This window comes from Neolewinella agarilytica, assembly GCF_900110645.1.
Taxonomy (GTDB): domain Bacteria; phylum Bacteroidota; class Bacteroidia; order Chitinophagales; family Saprospiraceae; genus Neolewinella; species Neolewinella agarilytica.
The window spans coordinates 21,111-37,488 of the sequence record NZ_FOFB01000006.1 but is presented as its reverse complement, the minus strand read 5'-3'; the positions used below and the strand labels follow the sequence as shown (position 1 = coordinate 37,488).

General features: G+C 52.2%; 16 protein-coding genes. 12 read left to right on the top strand and 4 right to left on the bottom strand.

What is annotated here, in order from left to right; translation table 11 throughout:
* Window positions 1-33 precede the first annotated feature (33 nt).
* Complete coding sequence (locus tag BM123_RS06840) at window positions 34-774, top strand: glycosyltransferase family 2 protein (protein ID WP_090166642.1); 741 nt, start codon at window positions 34-36, stop codon at window positions 772-774.
* Between the two features lie 64 nt (window positions 775-838).
* On the opposite strand, the gene hisS is transcribed toward BM123_RS06840, so the two are convergent.
* Complete coding sequence (gene hisS, locus BM123_RS06835; protein ID WP_090166640.1) at window positions 839-2,185, bottom strand: histidine--tRNA ligase; 1,347 nt, start codon at window positions 2,183-2,185, stop codon at window positions 839-841.
* A 170-nt stretch (window positions 2,186-2,355) separates the two neighbouring features.
* Here hisS and BM123_RS06830 point away from each other — a divergent pair, with 170 nt between their 5' ends.
* A complete protein-coding gene (locus BM123_RS06830; RefSeq protein WP_090166638.1) occupies window positions 2,356-2,736 on the top strand; it encodes a four helix bundle protein in 381 nt (126 codons plus the stop codon).
* A gap of 58 nt (window positions 2,737-2,794) precedes the next feature.
* Here the strand turns inward: BM123_RS06830 and BM123_RS06825 are convergent, their stop codons facing one another.
* Window positions 2,795-4,141, bottom strand: coding sequence for a hypothetical protein (locus BM123_RS06825; RefSeq protein WP_139211794.1), 1,347 nt, complete (start codon window positions 4,139-4,141; stop codon window positions 2,795-2,797).
* Between the two features lie 152 nt (window positions 4,142-4,293).
* Here BM123_RS06825 and BM123_RS06820 point away from each other — a divergent pair, with 152 nt between their 5' ends.
* Window positions 4,294-4,485 (top strand): CsbD family protein, encoded by a 192-nt coding sequence (locus BM123_RS06820; protein ID WP_090166634.1) that lies wholly within the window; start codon window positions 4,294-4,296, stop codon window positions 4,483-4,485.
* Window positions 4,486-4,570: 85 nt separating this feature from the next.
* Here the strand turns inward: BM123_RS06820 and BM123_RS06815 are convergent, their stop codons facing one another.
* Both BM123_RS06815 and BM123_RS06810 read right to left on the bottom strand, forming a co-directional pair.
* On the bottom strand, window positions 4,571-5,779 hold the full coding sequence (locus BM123_RS06815; protein ID WP_139211793.1) for a murein hydrolase activator EnvC family protein: 1,209 nt from the start codon (window positions 5,777-5,779) through the stop codon (window positions 4,571-4,573).
* A gap of 35 nt (window positions 5,780-5,814) precedes the next feature.
* Window positions 5,815-7,134, bottom strand: a complete 1,320-nt coding sequence (locus BM123_RS06810) for an ATP-binding protein (protein ID WP_090166631.1) — start codon at window positions 7,132-7,134, stop codon at window positions 5,815-5,817.
* Window positions 7,135-7,331: 197 nt separating this feature from the next.
* On the opposite strand from BM123_RS06810, the gene BM123_RS06805 reads away from it, so the two are divergent.
* From BM123_RS06805 to iscU, 9 genes are all read left to right on the top strand, one after another.
* Entirely contained in the window at window positions 7,332-7,769 is a 438-nt protein-coding gene (locus tag BM123_RS06805) for a hypothetical protein (protein ID WP_090166629.1), read from the top strand.
* Window positions 7,770-7,882: 113 nt separating this feature from the next.
* The gene (gene carA, locus BM123_RS06800) at window positions 7,883-8,983 is read left to right on the top strand and encodes a glutamine-hydrolyzing carbamoyl-phosphate synthase small subunit (protein ID WP_090166627.1); all 1,101 of its coding nucleotides are present in this window, start codon (window positions 7,883-7,885) and stop codon (window positions 8,981-8,983) included.
* Window positions 8,984-9,092: 109 nt separating this feature from the next.
* The gene (eno, locus tag BM123_RS06795) at window positions 9,093-10,388 is read left to right on the top strand and encodes a phosphopyruvate hydratase (protein ID WP_090166625.1); all 1,296 of its coding nucleotides are present in this window, start codon (window positions 9,093-9,095) and stop codon (window positions 10,386-10,388) included.
* Window positions 10,389-10,538: 150 nt separating this feature from the next.
* On the top strand, window positions 10,539-10,874 hold the full coding sequence (locus BM123_RS06790; protein WP_090166623.1) for an FtsB family cell division protein: 336 nt from the start codon (window positions 10,539-10,541) through the stop codon (window positions 10,872-10,874).
* A gap of 187 nt (window positions 10,875-11,061) precedes the next feature.
* Window positions 11,062-11,934: a succinate--CoA ligase subunit alpha gene (sucD, locus tag BM123_RS06785; protein ID WP_090166621.1), complete on the top strand. Its 873-nt coding sequence runs from the start codon at window positions 11,062-11,064 to the stop codon at window positions 11,932-11,934.
* A gap of 282 nt (window positions 11,935-12,216) precedes the next feature.
* The gene (locus BM123_RS06780) at window positions 12,217-13,761 is read left to right on the top strand and encodes an aryl-sulfate sulfotransferase (RefSeq protein ID WP_090166619.1); all 1,545 of its coding nucleotides are present in this window, start codon (window positions 12,217-12,219) and stop codon (window positions 13,759-13,761) included.
* A gap of 3 nt (window positions 13,762-13,764) precedes the next feature.
* The gene (locus tag BM123_RS06775; RefSeq protein WP_090166617.1) at window positions 13,765-14,457 is read left to right on the top strand and encodes a sulfotransferase family protein; all 693 of its coding nucleotides are present in this window, start codon (window positions 13,765-13,767) and stop codon (window positions 14,455-14,457) included.
* 150 nt (window positions 14,458-14,607) lie between these two features.
* Entirely contained in the window at window positions 14,608-15,828 is a 1,221-nt protein-coding gene (locus BM123_RS06770) for an IscS subfamily cysteine desulfurase (protein WP_090166615.1), read from the top strand.
* A gap of 115 nt (window positions 15,829-15,943) precedes the next feature.
* Complete coding sequence (gene iscU, locus BM123_RS06765; RefSeq protein WP_090166613.1) at window positions 15,944-16,357, top strand: Fe-S cluster assembly scaffold IscU; 414 nt, start codon at window positions 15,944-15,946, stop codon at window positions 16,355-16,357.
* Window positions 16,358-16,378: the final 21 nt, after the last annotated feature.

Genomic DNA, 16,378 nt, shown 5'->3' with positions numbered 1-16,378 from the left:
TATACCTAAGTATCCTATTCTACCTTTGCAACGATGTACAAAGACAAAAAAGTAGTCGTCGTCATGCCCGCTTACAACGCGGCCCTGACGTTGGAGAAAACCTACGCCGAAGTTCCCCGTGACCTCGTTGACGAAGTCATCCTCTGCGATGACGCCAGTAAAGATGAAACTTCCGCCCTGGCCAAACAACTGGGCGTAGACCACGTGATCACCCACCCGCGAAACCGCGGCTATGGCGGCAACCAGAAATCACTCTACAATAAAGCCCTCGAAATAGGGGCCGACATTGTGATCATGGTTCACCCGGATTATCAGTATACGCCGTTGCTGATCCCCACCATGTGCAACATCATCGGCGAAGGGCTTTATCCCGTCGTGCTCGCCAGCCGGATTCTCGGCAAGGGCGCACTCAAGGGCGGTATGCCGCTGTACAAATACGTCGCTAACCGCTTCCTTACGGCTACGCAGAACTTCCTCGTCAATTACAAGCTTAGCGAGTACCACACCGGCTACCGCGCTTTTAGTCGTGAGGTACTTGAAAAAATCGACTTCAACGCCAACGACGACGACTTCGTCTTCGACAACGAGATGCTCTCCCAGATCATCTACCACGGCTTCGACATCGCCGAGGTGACCTGCCCGACGAAGTACTTCGATGAAGCGAGTAGCATCAACTTCGTGCGGAGCTCGAAGTATGGGTTAGGCGTGCTACGGGTGAGCATGATGCACCGGCTGAATAAGTGGGGGCTGGCGAAATCTAAGATTTACCAGTAAGGTTCGGTCGAGGAGTTGCACTCCGAGTATGCTTTGACTCCGGAGTACAACTCCTCGACCAGGATCACAACTCCTCCTCCCGCATCGTCTCCTGCTCTCCACTGGCCATTGTCTTCACCGAATATTCTCCGCTCTCCGCCTCGCGGCTGCCGATGATGACCACCTTTGGCACCCCCCGTTGGTCGGCGTACTTCATCATCTTTTTCATCTTTGCTGCCTTGGGGTAGAGGTCAACGTGCACGCCACGGGCGCGCAAGCGGGAGACGAGGCCGAAGCCGTGGTGGAGGGTTTCTTCGTCCAGGCAAAGGATCAGATACTGCAGGTCTTCGGAGGCATCAGCCGGGAAGGCGTCGAGTTCTTCCAGCACATCGTAGATGCGCTCGGCACCAAAGCTGATGCCGACGCCGGGCATGTCCTTCATGCCGAAGATGGCCGTCAGGTCAGCGTAGCGGCCACCGCCGGCGATGGAGCCCATTTTGATGTTTTCCTGTCCGGGGGCGTCGGTGTCTACGGCGACTTCCCAGATCGCGCCGGTGTAGTAGTTGAGGCCACGGGCGAGGGTGACGTCGAATTCGATGCGGTTGTTAGTCGGTTGTGAAGCGACCAGGTCAAACACCTCCTGCAGTTCGGCGATGCCTTGTTTACCGACTTCGCTCGTAGCGAGAAGCGGCGCTACCGACTCAAGGGAGTTGGCGTCGAGGAAGCTTTTAATGACCTCCAATGCACCTGCGGCCGCGCCCCGGTTGGTGAGCTCTTCGGCAACTTTGTCCCAGCCAATTTTGTCGAGCTTGTCGATGGCGATGGTCATGTCCATCATGTTGTCGGCCATGCCGGCGATCTCGGCGAGGCCCGCCAAAATTTTCCGGTTATTCAGCCGGATCACGGCCTTGAGGCCCAGCTCGTGGAACACCCCGTCGAGCAGCTGCGTCAACTCCGCCTCGTTGAGGAGGCTGTCGGAGCCCACCACATCGGCGTCACACTGGTAGAACTCCTGGTAGCGGCCTTTCTGCGGGCGATCCGCCCGCCAGACGGGCATAATCGCGTAGCGCTTGAAGGGAAAAGCCAGATCGTTCTGGTGCATCACCACGTAGCGGGCGAAGGGCACCGTCAGGTCATAGCGCAGGCCGCGCTTGCTGATGCTGGAAAGTACCTTGCCGCTGTCTTTCGCCGCCAGATCTTCCGCGTTGGCTTTGCCAAGAAAATCTCCGTTGTTGAGCACTTTGAAGAGTAGCTTATCGCCTTCTTCACCGTACTTCCCCGTCAGCGTAGACAGGTTTTCCATCACCGGCGTCTCAATCGGCTGGTAGCCAAAGCGACGGAAATGCTTCCGGATTACATCAAAAATGTAGTCACGGCGGCGTACTTCAGCGGGGAGGAAATCTCGGGTTCCTTTGGGGATACTGGGCTTCATGGGGACAAAGGTAGAAGATTCTCGATTCTCGATTGGCGATTCTCGATTTTTGATTTGGCTACCGCGAGTACACAAAACTATTCAAGTTAGTCACAACAACAAGATAAACATTTTGTATTTTAAATTTAAAATACCTAGATTTGGTGTCCTTATTAATCAAAAACAGCAGCATGACACCTAACGAAAGAGCGGCGCAGCTCGAAGACCGGCTAATTGATTTTTGTGTCCGAATACTTAACCTCTCAGAGAAACTTCCTAACACTTATGCTGGCCAGCATTTCTGCAAACAGATTGTGCGGTCGGGTAGTGCTCCTGCACTGCTTTACGGAGAAGCGAGAGGGGCAGAATCCAACAGCGATTTTCGGCATAAGATTAGCGTTGCGCTAAAGGAGCTTCGGGAAACTCACATCAACCTCAGAATCATAAAGCGTAAAGGCTTCCTATCCGGTGAACGTCTGAACGGTATCCTTGACGAGAACAATCAACTGATCAGCATCTTCGTCTCTATTGCCCGAACATTAGACAAAAAGAAAAGGGGAACTCGTATTTAGTCCTCCCCTTGCGGCAGCTAAATCAAGAATCGCCAATCAAGAATCGAGAATCGAGAATCTACAGCTCCGCCAGCAGCCTCTCCGCCTTCCCCCGATAAGGGTGCCCCCGGGTTTCTACAATTTCGGACAACGTCGCTTCGGCGGCCGGGCGGCGGCCCTCGGCGAGATAAGCCAGGGCTTCGTACCACTCCGCGAAAGGGTGGTAATAATCCCCTTCGGGAATTTGGGCGAACCAATCTAAGGCGCGGGTAGGTTGCTCCAGCGCCAGGGCAGAAACCCCCAGATACAGAGGGGCTGCAGGGTAAGCAGGGGCTACGGGCAGAAGTTCCTCGTAAGCCGTGGCGTAATCTTTCCGGTCGTAATAATAGAGGATGCGCTGCAGGTCGCGTTCCTGCTCGTTGCGGGGATCGAATTTATCGAAGATGTTAGGAAAGGGCTCGAAGTGAGCAACCGATTTCTTCTGCGGAGCCTCGTCGCCGAATGTCGTCCAGACCAACCAGCCGAATACGACGGCCAGCAGTACGGCTACCACCGTCTCCAGGGCAGGGAGTTTAAAGGTGCCAAAATTGAAGGAGCGCCCCCGACGAGGAGACAGCTTAACGTCTTTGGGCGCGGACGCAGGTGCAGGAGCGGTCTTTTTAGCATAGGTGGCTTCCTCCCGCAGCAGGGTCTCCATGAGGTCTTGCCGGCCGGCAACGGTGACGACCTGTTGCCAGTCTTCGCGCAGTTCCATGGCGCGGCGGAAGACGGCGTCTCCGGGGCGGCGGGCTTCCACGTCCCAGCGTTCGGTAGTGTCTAACTCACCTTCGTAATAACGGTCAATGAGGTCTTCATCCGCCGGACTGGGCAGGTAGAGCGGATCGATGATGCCAACGGATTGCCAGCCTTCCCGGATCATGAGCAGACACTTGCTGCGGCGTTCTTCCACTTCCAGCAGTTGGCCGTCTACTTCCAGTATCTGGGCCATGCGGCCCACGCTCAGGTGGTGGTAGTCAGCCATAAGCAGTAACTCCTGGCAGCCCGTGCCCATTTCCTGAAAGGTGCGGAGCATCAGTTGCTGGGTCTCGTTGAGGCGGACGGGTCTGGGCAGGTGGTTCAGGGGGTTCTGCTGGGGGGCCACCCCCAGGTCACTGACCAGCGGAAGTCGCTCTGCAGCCATCACGGCCTCCTCCAGGTTACCGTTGAAGTAGGCTTTAGCAACCGTCTTCACGTAGCGGTCCACTTCCCCAACGTAGGCATCCTCTTCATCAATACGGGCTTCGTACCAACCGATCAGTGCCCGTCGCAGGTGGCCCAGGGCCACCCCGGCCGGCTGTTGCCACTTCGCCGCCCACTGCAGGAAGGGTCCACGCAACGCGTGGTAGTAAGGTGATAATTCCGCAAGGTGCTGGCCCTGTTGTTGCATGGGGGCAAAGGTAGTGCGTTCCACTGCTTTTTCAACCTGCTTTGCACCTGCGCTCCGGCGCCACCTCGTCTGGCCACTGATCCACAAAATTTTCGGAGACCGAACATCCATCCCGCTGCTCACGTACTATCGACAAACCAAAACTTTATATTATGAGTGCAACAAATGATAAAATTCGCGGAAACTGGAACCAACTTAAAGGTAAAGTGAAAGAGCAGTACGGTGAACTCACCGATAATGATCTCGCTTACGAGGAAGGCCAGGAAGACCAACTAATCGGTCGCCTCCAAGAAAAACTGGGACAAACCAAAGAAGAGGTCACGAACTGGATCAACAGTCTCTAGACCCGTTCTAACCAAATACCAAATTAATCGCCCCGATTCCCTCGCCGGAATCGGGGCTTTTTGGTTATCGAGTGTCAGTAATTTGTTATTCCCCCAACCAAATTTCGGGATTCAGTGGCGTTTTCCCCTTCCAAAGTTCAAAGTGAAGCGGGCCACCTTCTGACCGGGTGAGCCCTAGTTGTTCGCCGGCAATGACGCCCTGACCGACTTTAATACGGGGATACTCCAGGTTTGAATAGACCGTGTAATAGCTACCGTGGCTTAGCATCACGACCGTCCCTAAGCCAGCAATGTCCCGCACACTAATCACCTTACCCTCGAAGATCGCTTCTACGGAAGCGCTGGGGCCGGCATCGATGTCTACTCCGGAGTTTTCGATCTTCACCGAAGGCACCTGTGGATGGGGCTGGCTGCCAAACCGACGAACAATCGTGCCCTGAGCGGGCCAGCCCAATTTGCCCCGACTGCTACCAATGGAGGAGCCGATGGGCGCGGCCGCAGGTGCAGTGTTTCCCGTCCGGCGTTTAGCGGCAGCCCGCTTCGCTTCGGCTGCCACGACCCGACTGATGGCTTTGCGGATTTCCCGCTGGAGTTCTTCACTTTGCTTTTGCTGTCTGGAGATCGTTGCCAGCAAGCTTTTTTCGCTGGAAGAGAGTTGATCTACGATCTCCGTCTGAATGTCCAGCTCCTGCCGCAGCGTCGCATCCTGATCTTCGGCGGCAAAGAGCAGGGAGTCCTGCTCAATCCGTTGAACGCTGAGCCGGGCAATGCGGTCCGTCAGCGAAAGCTGTGTCTGGCGGATGAGCCGGCTCTGCCGCCGGCGATAGGTGCGGTATTGCTGCAAATGTATGCCCCGGCGGAAAGCATCGTTGAAGCCCCGCGCACTCAGCAGAAAGGTAAGCCAGCCCTGACTCAACTTCGCCCGGTGAGCCGCCCGCAGGGCGGCGCCATATTCTTTGCCCATCCGGTCCAGGTCATCCGTCAAAGATTCCACCACTCCGGAGTCACGGCTAAGGCGGGTGGCATTACGGGCCACTTCTTCCCGGAGGGTCTCCAGCAACTCCGTGCGCTGCTCTATTTGCTGCCGGAGGAGATCTGCCTGCCCTACCGCCGCGCCGCGGCGGGTGCGGGTAGCTTGTAGTTTCCGGGTCGTCTTCTTCAACTCCTGTTGTAAGCGCTGCCGTTTTTGCTTGAGCTCGTAGGCGGATTGGGCCTGCAGCGTCCCCAGGCCGATTGCCAACAGGCAAAGGCAGAGAAATAGACCATGAAGGCAAACGTTTTTGGTAGTTAGCAAAGCTCGAGCGTAATGGGCTGGCTGCAAGATAGTTGTCAGAGGGGTATGTCTTCTACACCGAGGGCAACAAACTTTATATCATAGCCCCTTAGATGGTTTTTTATCAGATTTTCAGATTTTACCTCGAGCCGGGGAAGTGAAACCCTCTTTTTTTGCCATTTGACTTCGGCAATTATGGCTTTCTTATTGATTTCATCCACTGCTACAAGGTCAATCTCGTTCTGATTTCCACGCTCCCAATAGTTTCCTACACGGGTAAATTCGCCACTATTTCTATACTGCTCTCGGAAAAACTGTTCAAGGCTGAGTCCTGCAAAGCCCCGGTAATCTCTTTTGACCAATTCAACTAATGTCTTGTAGTTTTTAGCTTCAATCATGTGTTGGTACTTAAAGATGAAGCGAAACCAAAATCGCAGAAAATTATCCGCAATAAAGAACTGAATGGTCGTACTGTTTTCTTTACTAAAAATGGGTTTCTCTCGTTTAACGATATTGTATACTCGCTCAAGGCGGTTGATGTGACCTCCAATAGGCCTTTGCAGCACGCTCTCAATCTTCGGCCGGGTAGTAAAGCCGTTCGAAATCAAAGAAAGAATGGAGAAATAGACAGTATGATCTTTTCCTAAGTCTGCAATCAAAGCATTTCGCCCTTCTTGTAAGAAAAAGGACTGCGGATGGAATACAGTCGCTATGATTTTGCTAAAAGTTAATGAGTCACGCTCAACGAGGTGCTCAATGTATTTAGCCGTTCCTCCGGTAATAGTATAAAGCGCCAGTAAGTCTTCAGGATGAGCTTTAGGCGAGTGATCAATCAGGATCATTTTTAAAGTGGCGTGGGTAAAAGGCGAGACCTTTAGAATACTAGATGCCCGACCAAAAAGGGGCTCACGCGAATCTAAAAAAATTCGGTTCATCATAGATTGGACTGAACCACAGATGATAAGGTTGAGTTTGACTTCCTCTTTATTCAGGTCCCAGTCCCGTTGGATTTCTGAGAAAACAAACGGGTTAATGAGGCTAAAATCTTGAAATTCATCAATGACAAGATTCACATGGTGCTTTCTGGCGAGCTGGCAAATAAACTTAAAAACCTGTTGGAATTGAGTTATCCTCCCTATTGGTTCTTCCCCATAGACCTCCTTGATTTGCTGCACAAAATCTAAACAGAGTAAGCTTTCGGCCTTTTTGCTAACGAAAAAATAAAGGTAATCATCCTTGCTAAGGCTTTGCAGTATCAGGCGGGTTTTACCTACGCGCCTTCTTCCGATAACAACGGTCATTTGGCTATTAGCAAAACTGCGCTTCTTTGCTTCAGATAATACAGATAGCTCTTCCTTTCGTCCATAGAATTTCATGGTTCAAAGATAATCATTTTCTGAAACCTGTGTTTCTGAAACATAGGTTTCAGAAACACAGGTTTCAGAAAATGCCTTGTGTGTTTCAATATTCTAAATCTTTACGTTTTTTTGGGTGTGCAAATTATTTTGATAATTTGCATTATTAACAAACAGTAAGGCTGTGCTAACCGTCTTTAAAGCTAAAGCCCGAATCTGTGAAAAATCTCATCCTCTTTTTTCTACCGCTATTAGTCATCGCTTGTGGAAGCAGTGAGAACGAAGCTTTCCTCCCTGAAGAGCCTGCTTATACCTGTGACAATTGCGATACAGCTGTACTGATTGGTACCTGGCGACTCACGGAGTTCTATAGTGACCCCGGTGATGGCTCCGGCACTTATCAGGTGGTAGAAAGCGAAAAGGAAATCACCTTTAGTGATATTGGGACCTGGACCTCTAACGGAAATCTCTGTGGTTTTTCCCCGGATGCAGGGCCTGGCAGTCTTGGCAGTTACGTTCCGGTCACGAACAACATGTTGGTAGCTAACTGTAATTTTGATCCGATACGGGGGTATCAACTGCAAAACGGGCGGTTTACGATTATTTACGCCTGCATTGAAGGCTGCGGAGAACGCTATCGCAAGATCAGAGATTGACTTTAAAATCCTTTCCCCATCGTACATAACCAAAACATAACGCGGCCAGCCTTAGCCTAAGCCTCCGACTTGTTTATCTTTGCGCAAATCTGACCCAACCCTCCCAAGAAATCATGAGTCAACAACGCGCAATTCTGCTGCTGGCAGACGGTACCAGCTACGAAGGCAAAGCCGCCGGTAAGATCGGTACGACCACCGGAGAAATTTGCTTTAACACCGGCATGACCGGCTATCAGGAGGTCTTCACCGACCCCTCCTATTTCGGCCAGCTGCTGGTAACGACTAATGCCCACATCGGAAACTACGGTACGGCCAACGCCGATACGGAATCCGCAGGCGTGAAAATTGCCGGCCTGATCTGTAAGAACTTCACCGTTCCCTTCAGCCGCCAACTGGCCGATGCTTCCATTCAGGATTACCTCGAAACTGAAGGTCTGGTGGGCATCAGTGACGTCGACACTCGCGCCATCGTTCGCCACATCCGCACCAAAGGGGCGATGAACGGCGTTATCTCCAGCGAGGAGTTCGACCTGAAGAAGCTCAAAAAAATACTGGATAAGGCCCCGGACATGGACGGCCTGGAACTGTCCAGCAAGGTAACGACGGACAAAGCCTACACCCTTGGAGAAGAATCCGCCAAGCACCGCGTAGCCGTGCTCGACCTGGGCACCAAGCAAAACATCCTCCGCAACTTCCTGAAGCGGGATTGTTTCGTGAAGGTCTTCCCCGCCAAAGCGGGCATGGACGAAATCATGAGCTTCAAACCCGATGGCCTCTTTATCAGCAACGGCCCGGGAGACCCCGGGGCGATGGACTACGCCGTTGACACCGCCAAAGGAATGCTCGAGCAGGGAAAGCCACTCTTCGGCATCTGCCTGGGGCACCAGATTCTGGCGCGAGCCGTCGGGATTCCTACCTACAAAATGCACCACGGCCACCGTGGCATCAATCACCCGGTCAAAAACCTGATTACGGGTAAAAGCGAGATCACGAGCCAAAACCACGGTTTTGGGGTAAGCCCGGAGGCCATTGCGGCTAATACTGACGTAGTGGAAGTTACCCACCGGAACCTCAACGATGATACCATCGAGGGAATCCGTGTCGTTGGTAAACCGGCTTTCAGTGTGCAATATCACCCGGAGGCCAGCCCCGGCCCGCATGATGCGGCTTACCTTTTTGATCAATTCGTTGATCTGATCGCAGAGCGAAAGTAGAGGAATGAAGGATTAAGGGAGTGAAAGATGAATTGCTCCCTTTACCTCTTTTCCTTGCACCTGCGTCCGCGCCCACTTTACCTCACACTAACAGAATAAAAAATATATAATGAGCAGTATCCTTGACATCAAAGCCCGCCAGATTCTCGACAGCCGTGGCAACCCTACTGTAGAAGTAGAAGTGTTAACCGGTGACGGAGCCATTGGCCGTGCGGCCGTTCCTTCCGGCGCCAGTACCGGCAAGTACGAAGCCGTTGAATTACGCGACGAAGACAAAAGCGTGTACATGGGTAAAGGCGTGCTGAAAGCGGTCTCCAACGTGGAAGAGCGCATTGCCGAAGAACTGCTTGGTGTAGACGTAACCGACCAGCGCTACATCGATGAGATCATGATCGGTCTTGACGGCACCCCTAACAAAAGCAAGCTCGGTGCCAATGCCATTCTCGGTGTTTCCCTGGCCTGCGCCAAGGCGGCTGCGCTGGAGCAAAACCTCCCACTCTACCGTTACATCGGTGGCACGAACGCTCACACGATGCCCGTTCCGATGATGAACATCCTCAACGGTGGTTCTCACGCAGACAACAGCATCGACTTTCAGGAATTCATGATCATCCCGCTGGGTGCTGACACTTTCAGCGAAGCCCTCCGGATGGGCGTAGAAACCTTCCACCACCTCAAGAAGGTGCTTAAGAGCAAAGGCTACAGCACCAACGTTGGTGACGAAGGAGGCTTCGCCCCGAACATCAAATCTAACGACGAGGCCATCGAGATTGTCCTGCAATCCATCGAGTCTGCCGGCTACAAGCCCGGAGACGATATGATGATCGCCATGGACGCCGCTGCCTCCGAATTCTTCAACAGCAAGGAAGGAGTGTATCACTTCCACAAATCTGACGGACGGAAGATCGAGTCTGCCGCTATGGTAGACTACTGGAAGCAGTGGGTAGACAAGTACCCCATCTTCTCCATCGAAGACGGCCTCGATGAGGACGACTGGAAAGGATGGGCGGCACTCAACCAAAGCTTCGGCGACCGCTGCCAGCTGGTAGGCGACGACTTGTTCGTAACCAACACCGAGCGCCTCAGCCGTGGTATTGCCGAAGGCAGTGCCAACTCCATTCTCGTGAAAGTGAACCAGATTGGTTCCCTGACCGAAACCATCGACACCGTGACCATGGCCCACCGCGCCGGTTACACCAGCGTGATGAGTCACCGCTCCGGTGAAACGGAAGACGTCACGATTGCCGACCTCGCCGTTGCCCTCAACTGCGGACAGATCAAGACCGGCTCCGCCAGTCGCTCTGACCGGATCGCGAAGTACAACCAGCTGCTCCGCATCGAGGAGGAACTGGGCAGCACGGCTTACTTCCCCGGTCGTGATCTGCTGAAGAAGATCAACAGCTAAACGATAAATCTGCGAGCTGTTATTAATAAATAATGGCTCGCAGAGCTTCGTAAGGTAGCATCGGTTTTAGTCGCCTGGAAGAAGGCCCTTCGAGAATCTACCTTATCTTAGCTGCCAGTCATCCAGCTTTTAACACCCATTTTCGTTCTCATGGCCCTCCGCAAGAAGAAACAAGACCCCGTTGCTGCTCTATGGTACAAGCTCCCACCCTACGTGCGGAACCGGTACTTCCTGGCACTGGTGGCCTTTACGGTGGTGATGGTGTTCATTGATCGGCACGACGTCATGACCCAGTTTAAACTCAACCGGACGGTACACCGATTAGAAGATGATCTGACCCATTACGACCAACTCATCGACGATGCCGAGGCCGAAAAAATGGACATGGAGCAAAACAAAGAGCGTTTTGCCCGGGAGAGCTATTACATGCAGAAGGACGACGAGGATGTTTTCATCATTGTAGACGATGCAGAGAAAGAGCAATAGTCCGGCTGGTAATTCTTACTTTTGCGGCGCTTTACTTACTTAGGCAACCTTTTTCAGGGCGCTTACGCAGGTGCAGGCGAAGGTCTTTTTAGAAGCAATGCAGAGGGAACGATCCTATTCTGCTGTTTTTAAGAGCCCTGAACTTGCAGCATACTTACCAATTCAACATTAATCCCCCATTTAGCTTATGGCAGTTCTGGTTCATAAAAATTCAAATATCATTGTTCAGGGTATCACCGGAAAAGAAGGTGGTTTTCATGCCGGACAAATGAAAGAATACGGTACCAACCTCGTAGGAGGTGTTACTCCTGGAAAAGGAGGACAAGAGGCCGTAGGTGTCCCGGTTTTCAATTCTGTCAAGGAAGCCGTGGAAAAGGTTAATGCTGACGTAAGTGTCATCTTTGTTCCCCCAGCCTTCGCTGGCGACGCCATCATGGAAGCAGCTACGGCAGGTATCAAAGTGATTATCTGTATTACCGAAGGCATCCCCGTACAGGATATGGTGAAAGTACGCTCGTACATCAAAGATTTCGACTGTCGCCTCATTGGCCCCAACTGCCCGGGCGTAATGACGCCCGGTGAAGCTAAATGCGGTATTATGCCTGGCTTCATTCACAACCCCGGTCGTATTGGTATTGTATCGCGCTCAGGCACCCTGACTTACGAAGCCGTTGACCAGGTAACCAAGGCCGGAATGGGCCAGAGCACCTGTATCGGAATCGGAGGTGACCCTATCATTGGAACCACCACTAAAGAAGCCGTTGAACTGCTAATGAACGATCCTGACACGGATGGCATCGTAATGATCGGTGAGATCGGTGGAACGATGGAAGCTGACGCTGCTTACTACATCAAAGAGCATGGCACCAAGCCCGTAGTTGGCTTCATTGCCGGCCAGACGGCACCTAAAGGCCGTACGATGGGCCACGCAGGCGCCATCGTTGGCGGACACGAAGACACTGCTGAGGCCAAGATGAAGATCATGGCCGAGTGCGGTATCCACGTTGTTAGCAGTCCCGCTGAGATCGGTAAAACTATGGTAGCGGCACTTGGCAAATAAGCCTTTTCCCGCAACTTTGCTGCCCACCTAAACCGAGCAGTAAAACTCAGGCGTTCAATCATTCGCTTTCAGGAGAAAAATCCTAAAGCAAATGATTGAACGCTTTTTTTTTGAGCTGACCAGAGTCTGAAATACGCTGTGTCATGAATCCGGCTAACGTATCGTGTACGACAGAGGGGAAACGCGCAAAATGCTCCTCTTACCGTCTTACGAACTTATCTTTGCCCTCGTCTTAAACCTGAGCTGTTGAAACTAATTATTCGGCCGTCAACCCTTTTGTTGATGGCGTTACTCTATTTCGCATCCTGTAGTAAGGGACCTGCGAACATTGAAGATATCCTTGTTTCCCCGCTTTTAGCTGAGGTGAATCCATACGGGCGTGTACCGCTGGCCGGTATTCTTAAGTTTACCACTAAGGAAAATTGTACCGTCGAGATTACCGTGCCCGGTGAAACACCGATAGTAAGAACTTTCCCCAAGCCCAGGAGAATTCATGAGCTGCCGGTATTGGGCTTATACCCCGGCGTGGAAAACAAAGTCGAAGTACGGATTACGGATGCCCGTGGAACGGTTTACACTACCGAGACAAGCATGAAGACGGCCTCCCTGCCTGCGACCTTCCCGGAGATTGAAATTACAGAGCTGAATCGGGAGCAGATGGAGCCAGGCCTTCACATGGTAGACTTCCTGATGGCCAACGGCGGCAAGTTTTTGCCCTACACCATTATGTTTGATGATCAGGGAAGCATTCGCTGGTTCATGGATATGAGCGAGCAGGAGCAAATCACCTACACTACTCACCGGCTGAGAAACGGGAACTGGTTATACCTCAACTGGATTCACCTCCTGGAAGTAGATGACACGGGTAAAACCATCAGGGAAGAACAGATGTGGGGGAACGCCGGCAACCACGAGATCATCGAAATGCCCAACGGGCAGCTGTTGATGGGCGGCTCGAAAAAGGATAGCTACGTCGTCAGAAACGGAGAGAACGTCCCTACCCGTTTCGACCATGTCGTCCTCTGGGACCGGGCAAACAACCGTACCGTAAAAGACTGGGATATGCGCTCCATGCTGGACGTTAGCCGCGCCATCTTTCCTGCAGACTACGGCATGGACCCCGCTACAGACTGGTTTCATGTCAACTCTATCGCTCAGGGCCTGTCAGACAATAGCATATACGTTTCCGGCCGTAACCAGGGCATCGTAAAAATGGGCCTGGATGATACTCCCCGCTGGATCCTTGGGCCACACGTTGGCTGGGGGCAGGCAGGCTTTGACGGGCGCGGCCTGGCTACGCCGAAGTACCTGCTTACCGCTGTTGATAAAGACGGAACGCCCTACCCTCCGGAAGTACAGCAGGGAAAAGTCTCTGCCCCGGACTTTGACTGGCCGATGGGCCAGCATGCGATTAACGTGCTGGATAACGGAAATCTGTTGATCTTCGATAATGGCCTCCGTCGCAACTACGATCCTAAGCCCAGTTATTCCCGGGCAGTAGAATATGCTATCGACGAAAAGCAAAGAACAATCCGTCAGGTTTGGCAATACGGTAAGGAACGGGGCAAAGATCTGTGGTCACCTATCACAAGTGATGTTGATCCCTTACCGAACACAGGAAATCGACTCATCACTTCTGGAAACATCCGGGCATCGGCCGACGCTGGCCATGCGAAACTGGTGGAGATTACCTACCCGGATAACAATGTGGTCTTCGAGGCGAAGCTTTTCTTTAAAGACGCGCTCGGAACCGGAGAAAAAAGTTGGGGACAGTTTGACATCGTTTTCCGCGGCGAGCGATATGACCTTATTCCCACAAAAAAATAAAGTATGTCTGTTAAAGTTGTTGGTTTAGGAATGCCCAGAACGGGGACTTCCTCACTCAAGGCAGCGCTCGAATCCATTGGTTTCGGTCCCTGCTTGCATATGGATAACCTGTTCAATACACCTCCTCTTGTGAAATCCTGGCGGCAGTTCCTGGAGCAGGGAGAAGGAGATTTTGATCAACTCTTTCCAGATTTTCAGAGCAGTACGGACTTTCCCGGCTGCCTGATGTATCGGGAAATCTATCAGCAGTACCCCAACGCTAAATTCATTCTGGGCACCCGTGATGCTGATGCCTGGTATGACAGCGTAGAACGCACTATCTATACGGTAGTGCCCAACACAGCAGAAGGCTGGGCTGAGATCAGGAAGCGTGGCGAGGATAACCCTCGCTTTGAGAACATCGGTAATGCCCTGTGGCTGGTTGGCGAGTACTTACTCAATCGATACTTTCAGGGCGACTTCCTCAACCGGAAACTTACGCTGGAACGGTACAACCAATTCTATGAGGAGGTGAGGGCATTTATCCCCGCTGACCAACTACTGGAATACGAAATCAGTCAGGGCTGGGAGCCCATCTGCCGGTTCCTGGGCGTAGACGTTCCAGCGCAGGAATTTCCGTATAAAAATAAGACCATTGACTTTCAGCAGCAGATTGGTAAAATGATCAATGGAGGAGGAAAACTGACAATTAAGTAAGATTTAGCCCTTAGTTCAGCAGATAAAAAGTAGGTAGAAAGCCCGAAGTTGGCGCTTTATGACATTGGCTCGTTATTTAGACGAAAACCAAACGACCCTGGAGTTGTTATCTTTGCGCCTCTTTTACCAACATTTAGAAATCTGACACTCATGGGCCAACGCCTGATCTACCTCGATAACAATGCTACGACCCCTACGGACCCCCGTGCGGTGGAAGCAATGATTCCTTACTTCTACGAAAACCCGGGCAACGCTGCCAGCCGGAACCACCCTGCCGGCTGGGCCGCCGAAGGCGCCGTCGACACAGCCCGTGAGCAGATTGCTGACCTGATTAACGTCGATCCTCGTGAGATCATCTTCACCAGTGGCGCTACGGAGTCTGACAACCTGGCCATTAAAGGCGTTTTTGAGATGTACGCCCGTAAAGGCAATCATATCATCACGGCAACAACGGAGCACAAAGCTGTTCTTGATGCCTGTAAAAAAGTTGAAAAGAAAGGTGGTGAAGTCACTTACCTGGAAGTAGACAGTGAAGGGCTCATTAGTCTCGAAGCACTGGAAGCAGCCATCACGGATAAGACGATCCTTGTGTCCATCATGTGGGCTAACAATGAAACCGGGGTTATCCAGCCAATGAAAGAAATCGGAGAGATCTGTGCCAGGCACGGTGTACTCTTCATGTCCGACGCTACCCAGGCTGTAGGAAAAATCCCCGTTGACCCTAAAGAAACGGGTGTGCACCTGATGGCCTTCACAAGCCATAAGATGTATGGCCCTAAAGGCGTAGGTGCGCTTTTCGTTAACCGTAAGAACCCACGGGTAAAAGTTACCAGCCAGATGGATGGTGGCGGTCACGAGCGCGGAATGCGCTCCGGTACGCTCAACGTTCCCGGCATCGTTGGCTTCGGTAAAGCAGCTGAAATTGCCAAGGCGGAAATGCACGAAGACGCCGCTCGCCTGAGTAAACTACGGGACAAACTGCAGAACGGATTGCTCGAACTCCTCGAAGAGTCTTACGTCAACGGAAGTCAGGAGCACCGGATGCCTCACGTAACAAATATCAGCTTTAAGCACGTTGAAGGAGAAGGTCTGATGATGACCTTCAACCAAAACATTGCCCTTAGCTCAGGCTCTGCCTGTACCTCCGCCAGCCTTGAACCCAGCTACGTGCTGGTTGCCCTGGGTCTGGGAGACGACCTGGCTCACTCCAGCCTCCGTTTCTCACTCGGCCGCTTCACCACTGAAGAAGATATAGATGCCACCATCAAGCAAGTCGCTGACGGTGTGAACCATATGCGCGAACTCAGCCCAATCTGGGAGATGTACAAAGAAGGTGTCGATATTGATGCCATCGAGTGGACGGAGCATTAGGACCAGTTGCAGGTTGCAGGTTGCAACGTAAAACCTCTAACTTGAAGCCTGCAACCAGTAACCTGCTAAAGGTGTTATTTAATTAAACAATCACAACCAAGAAAATTCCAAAGCCATGGCTTACAGCGATAAACTCCTCGATCATTTCAAGAACCCACGCAATGTAGGTACGCTTGACAAGAACAGCACCGGTGTTGGTACTGGCCTCGTTGGTGCGCCTGAATGTGGTGACGTTATGCGCCTGCAGATTCAGGTAGACCCTGAAACGCAGAAGATCACGGATGCTAAGTTCAAAACTTTTGGCTGTGGTTCTGCCATCGCCAGCTCCAGCCTCGCCACCGAGTGGCTCAAAGGTAAGAGCGTTGATGAAGCCCTCGCCATTGACAATATGGCTATCGTTGAAGAACTCGCACTGCCTCCAGTAAAAATCCACTGTTCCGTACTCGCTGAAGACGCCATCAAGGGCGCCATCAAAGACTATCAGGAAAAGAATGGCCTGGAAGTGACTGTGACGGAATCAGCACATTAATTAGACGGTAGCCTGTAGACG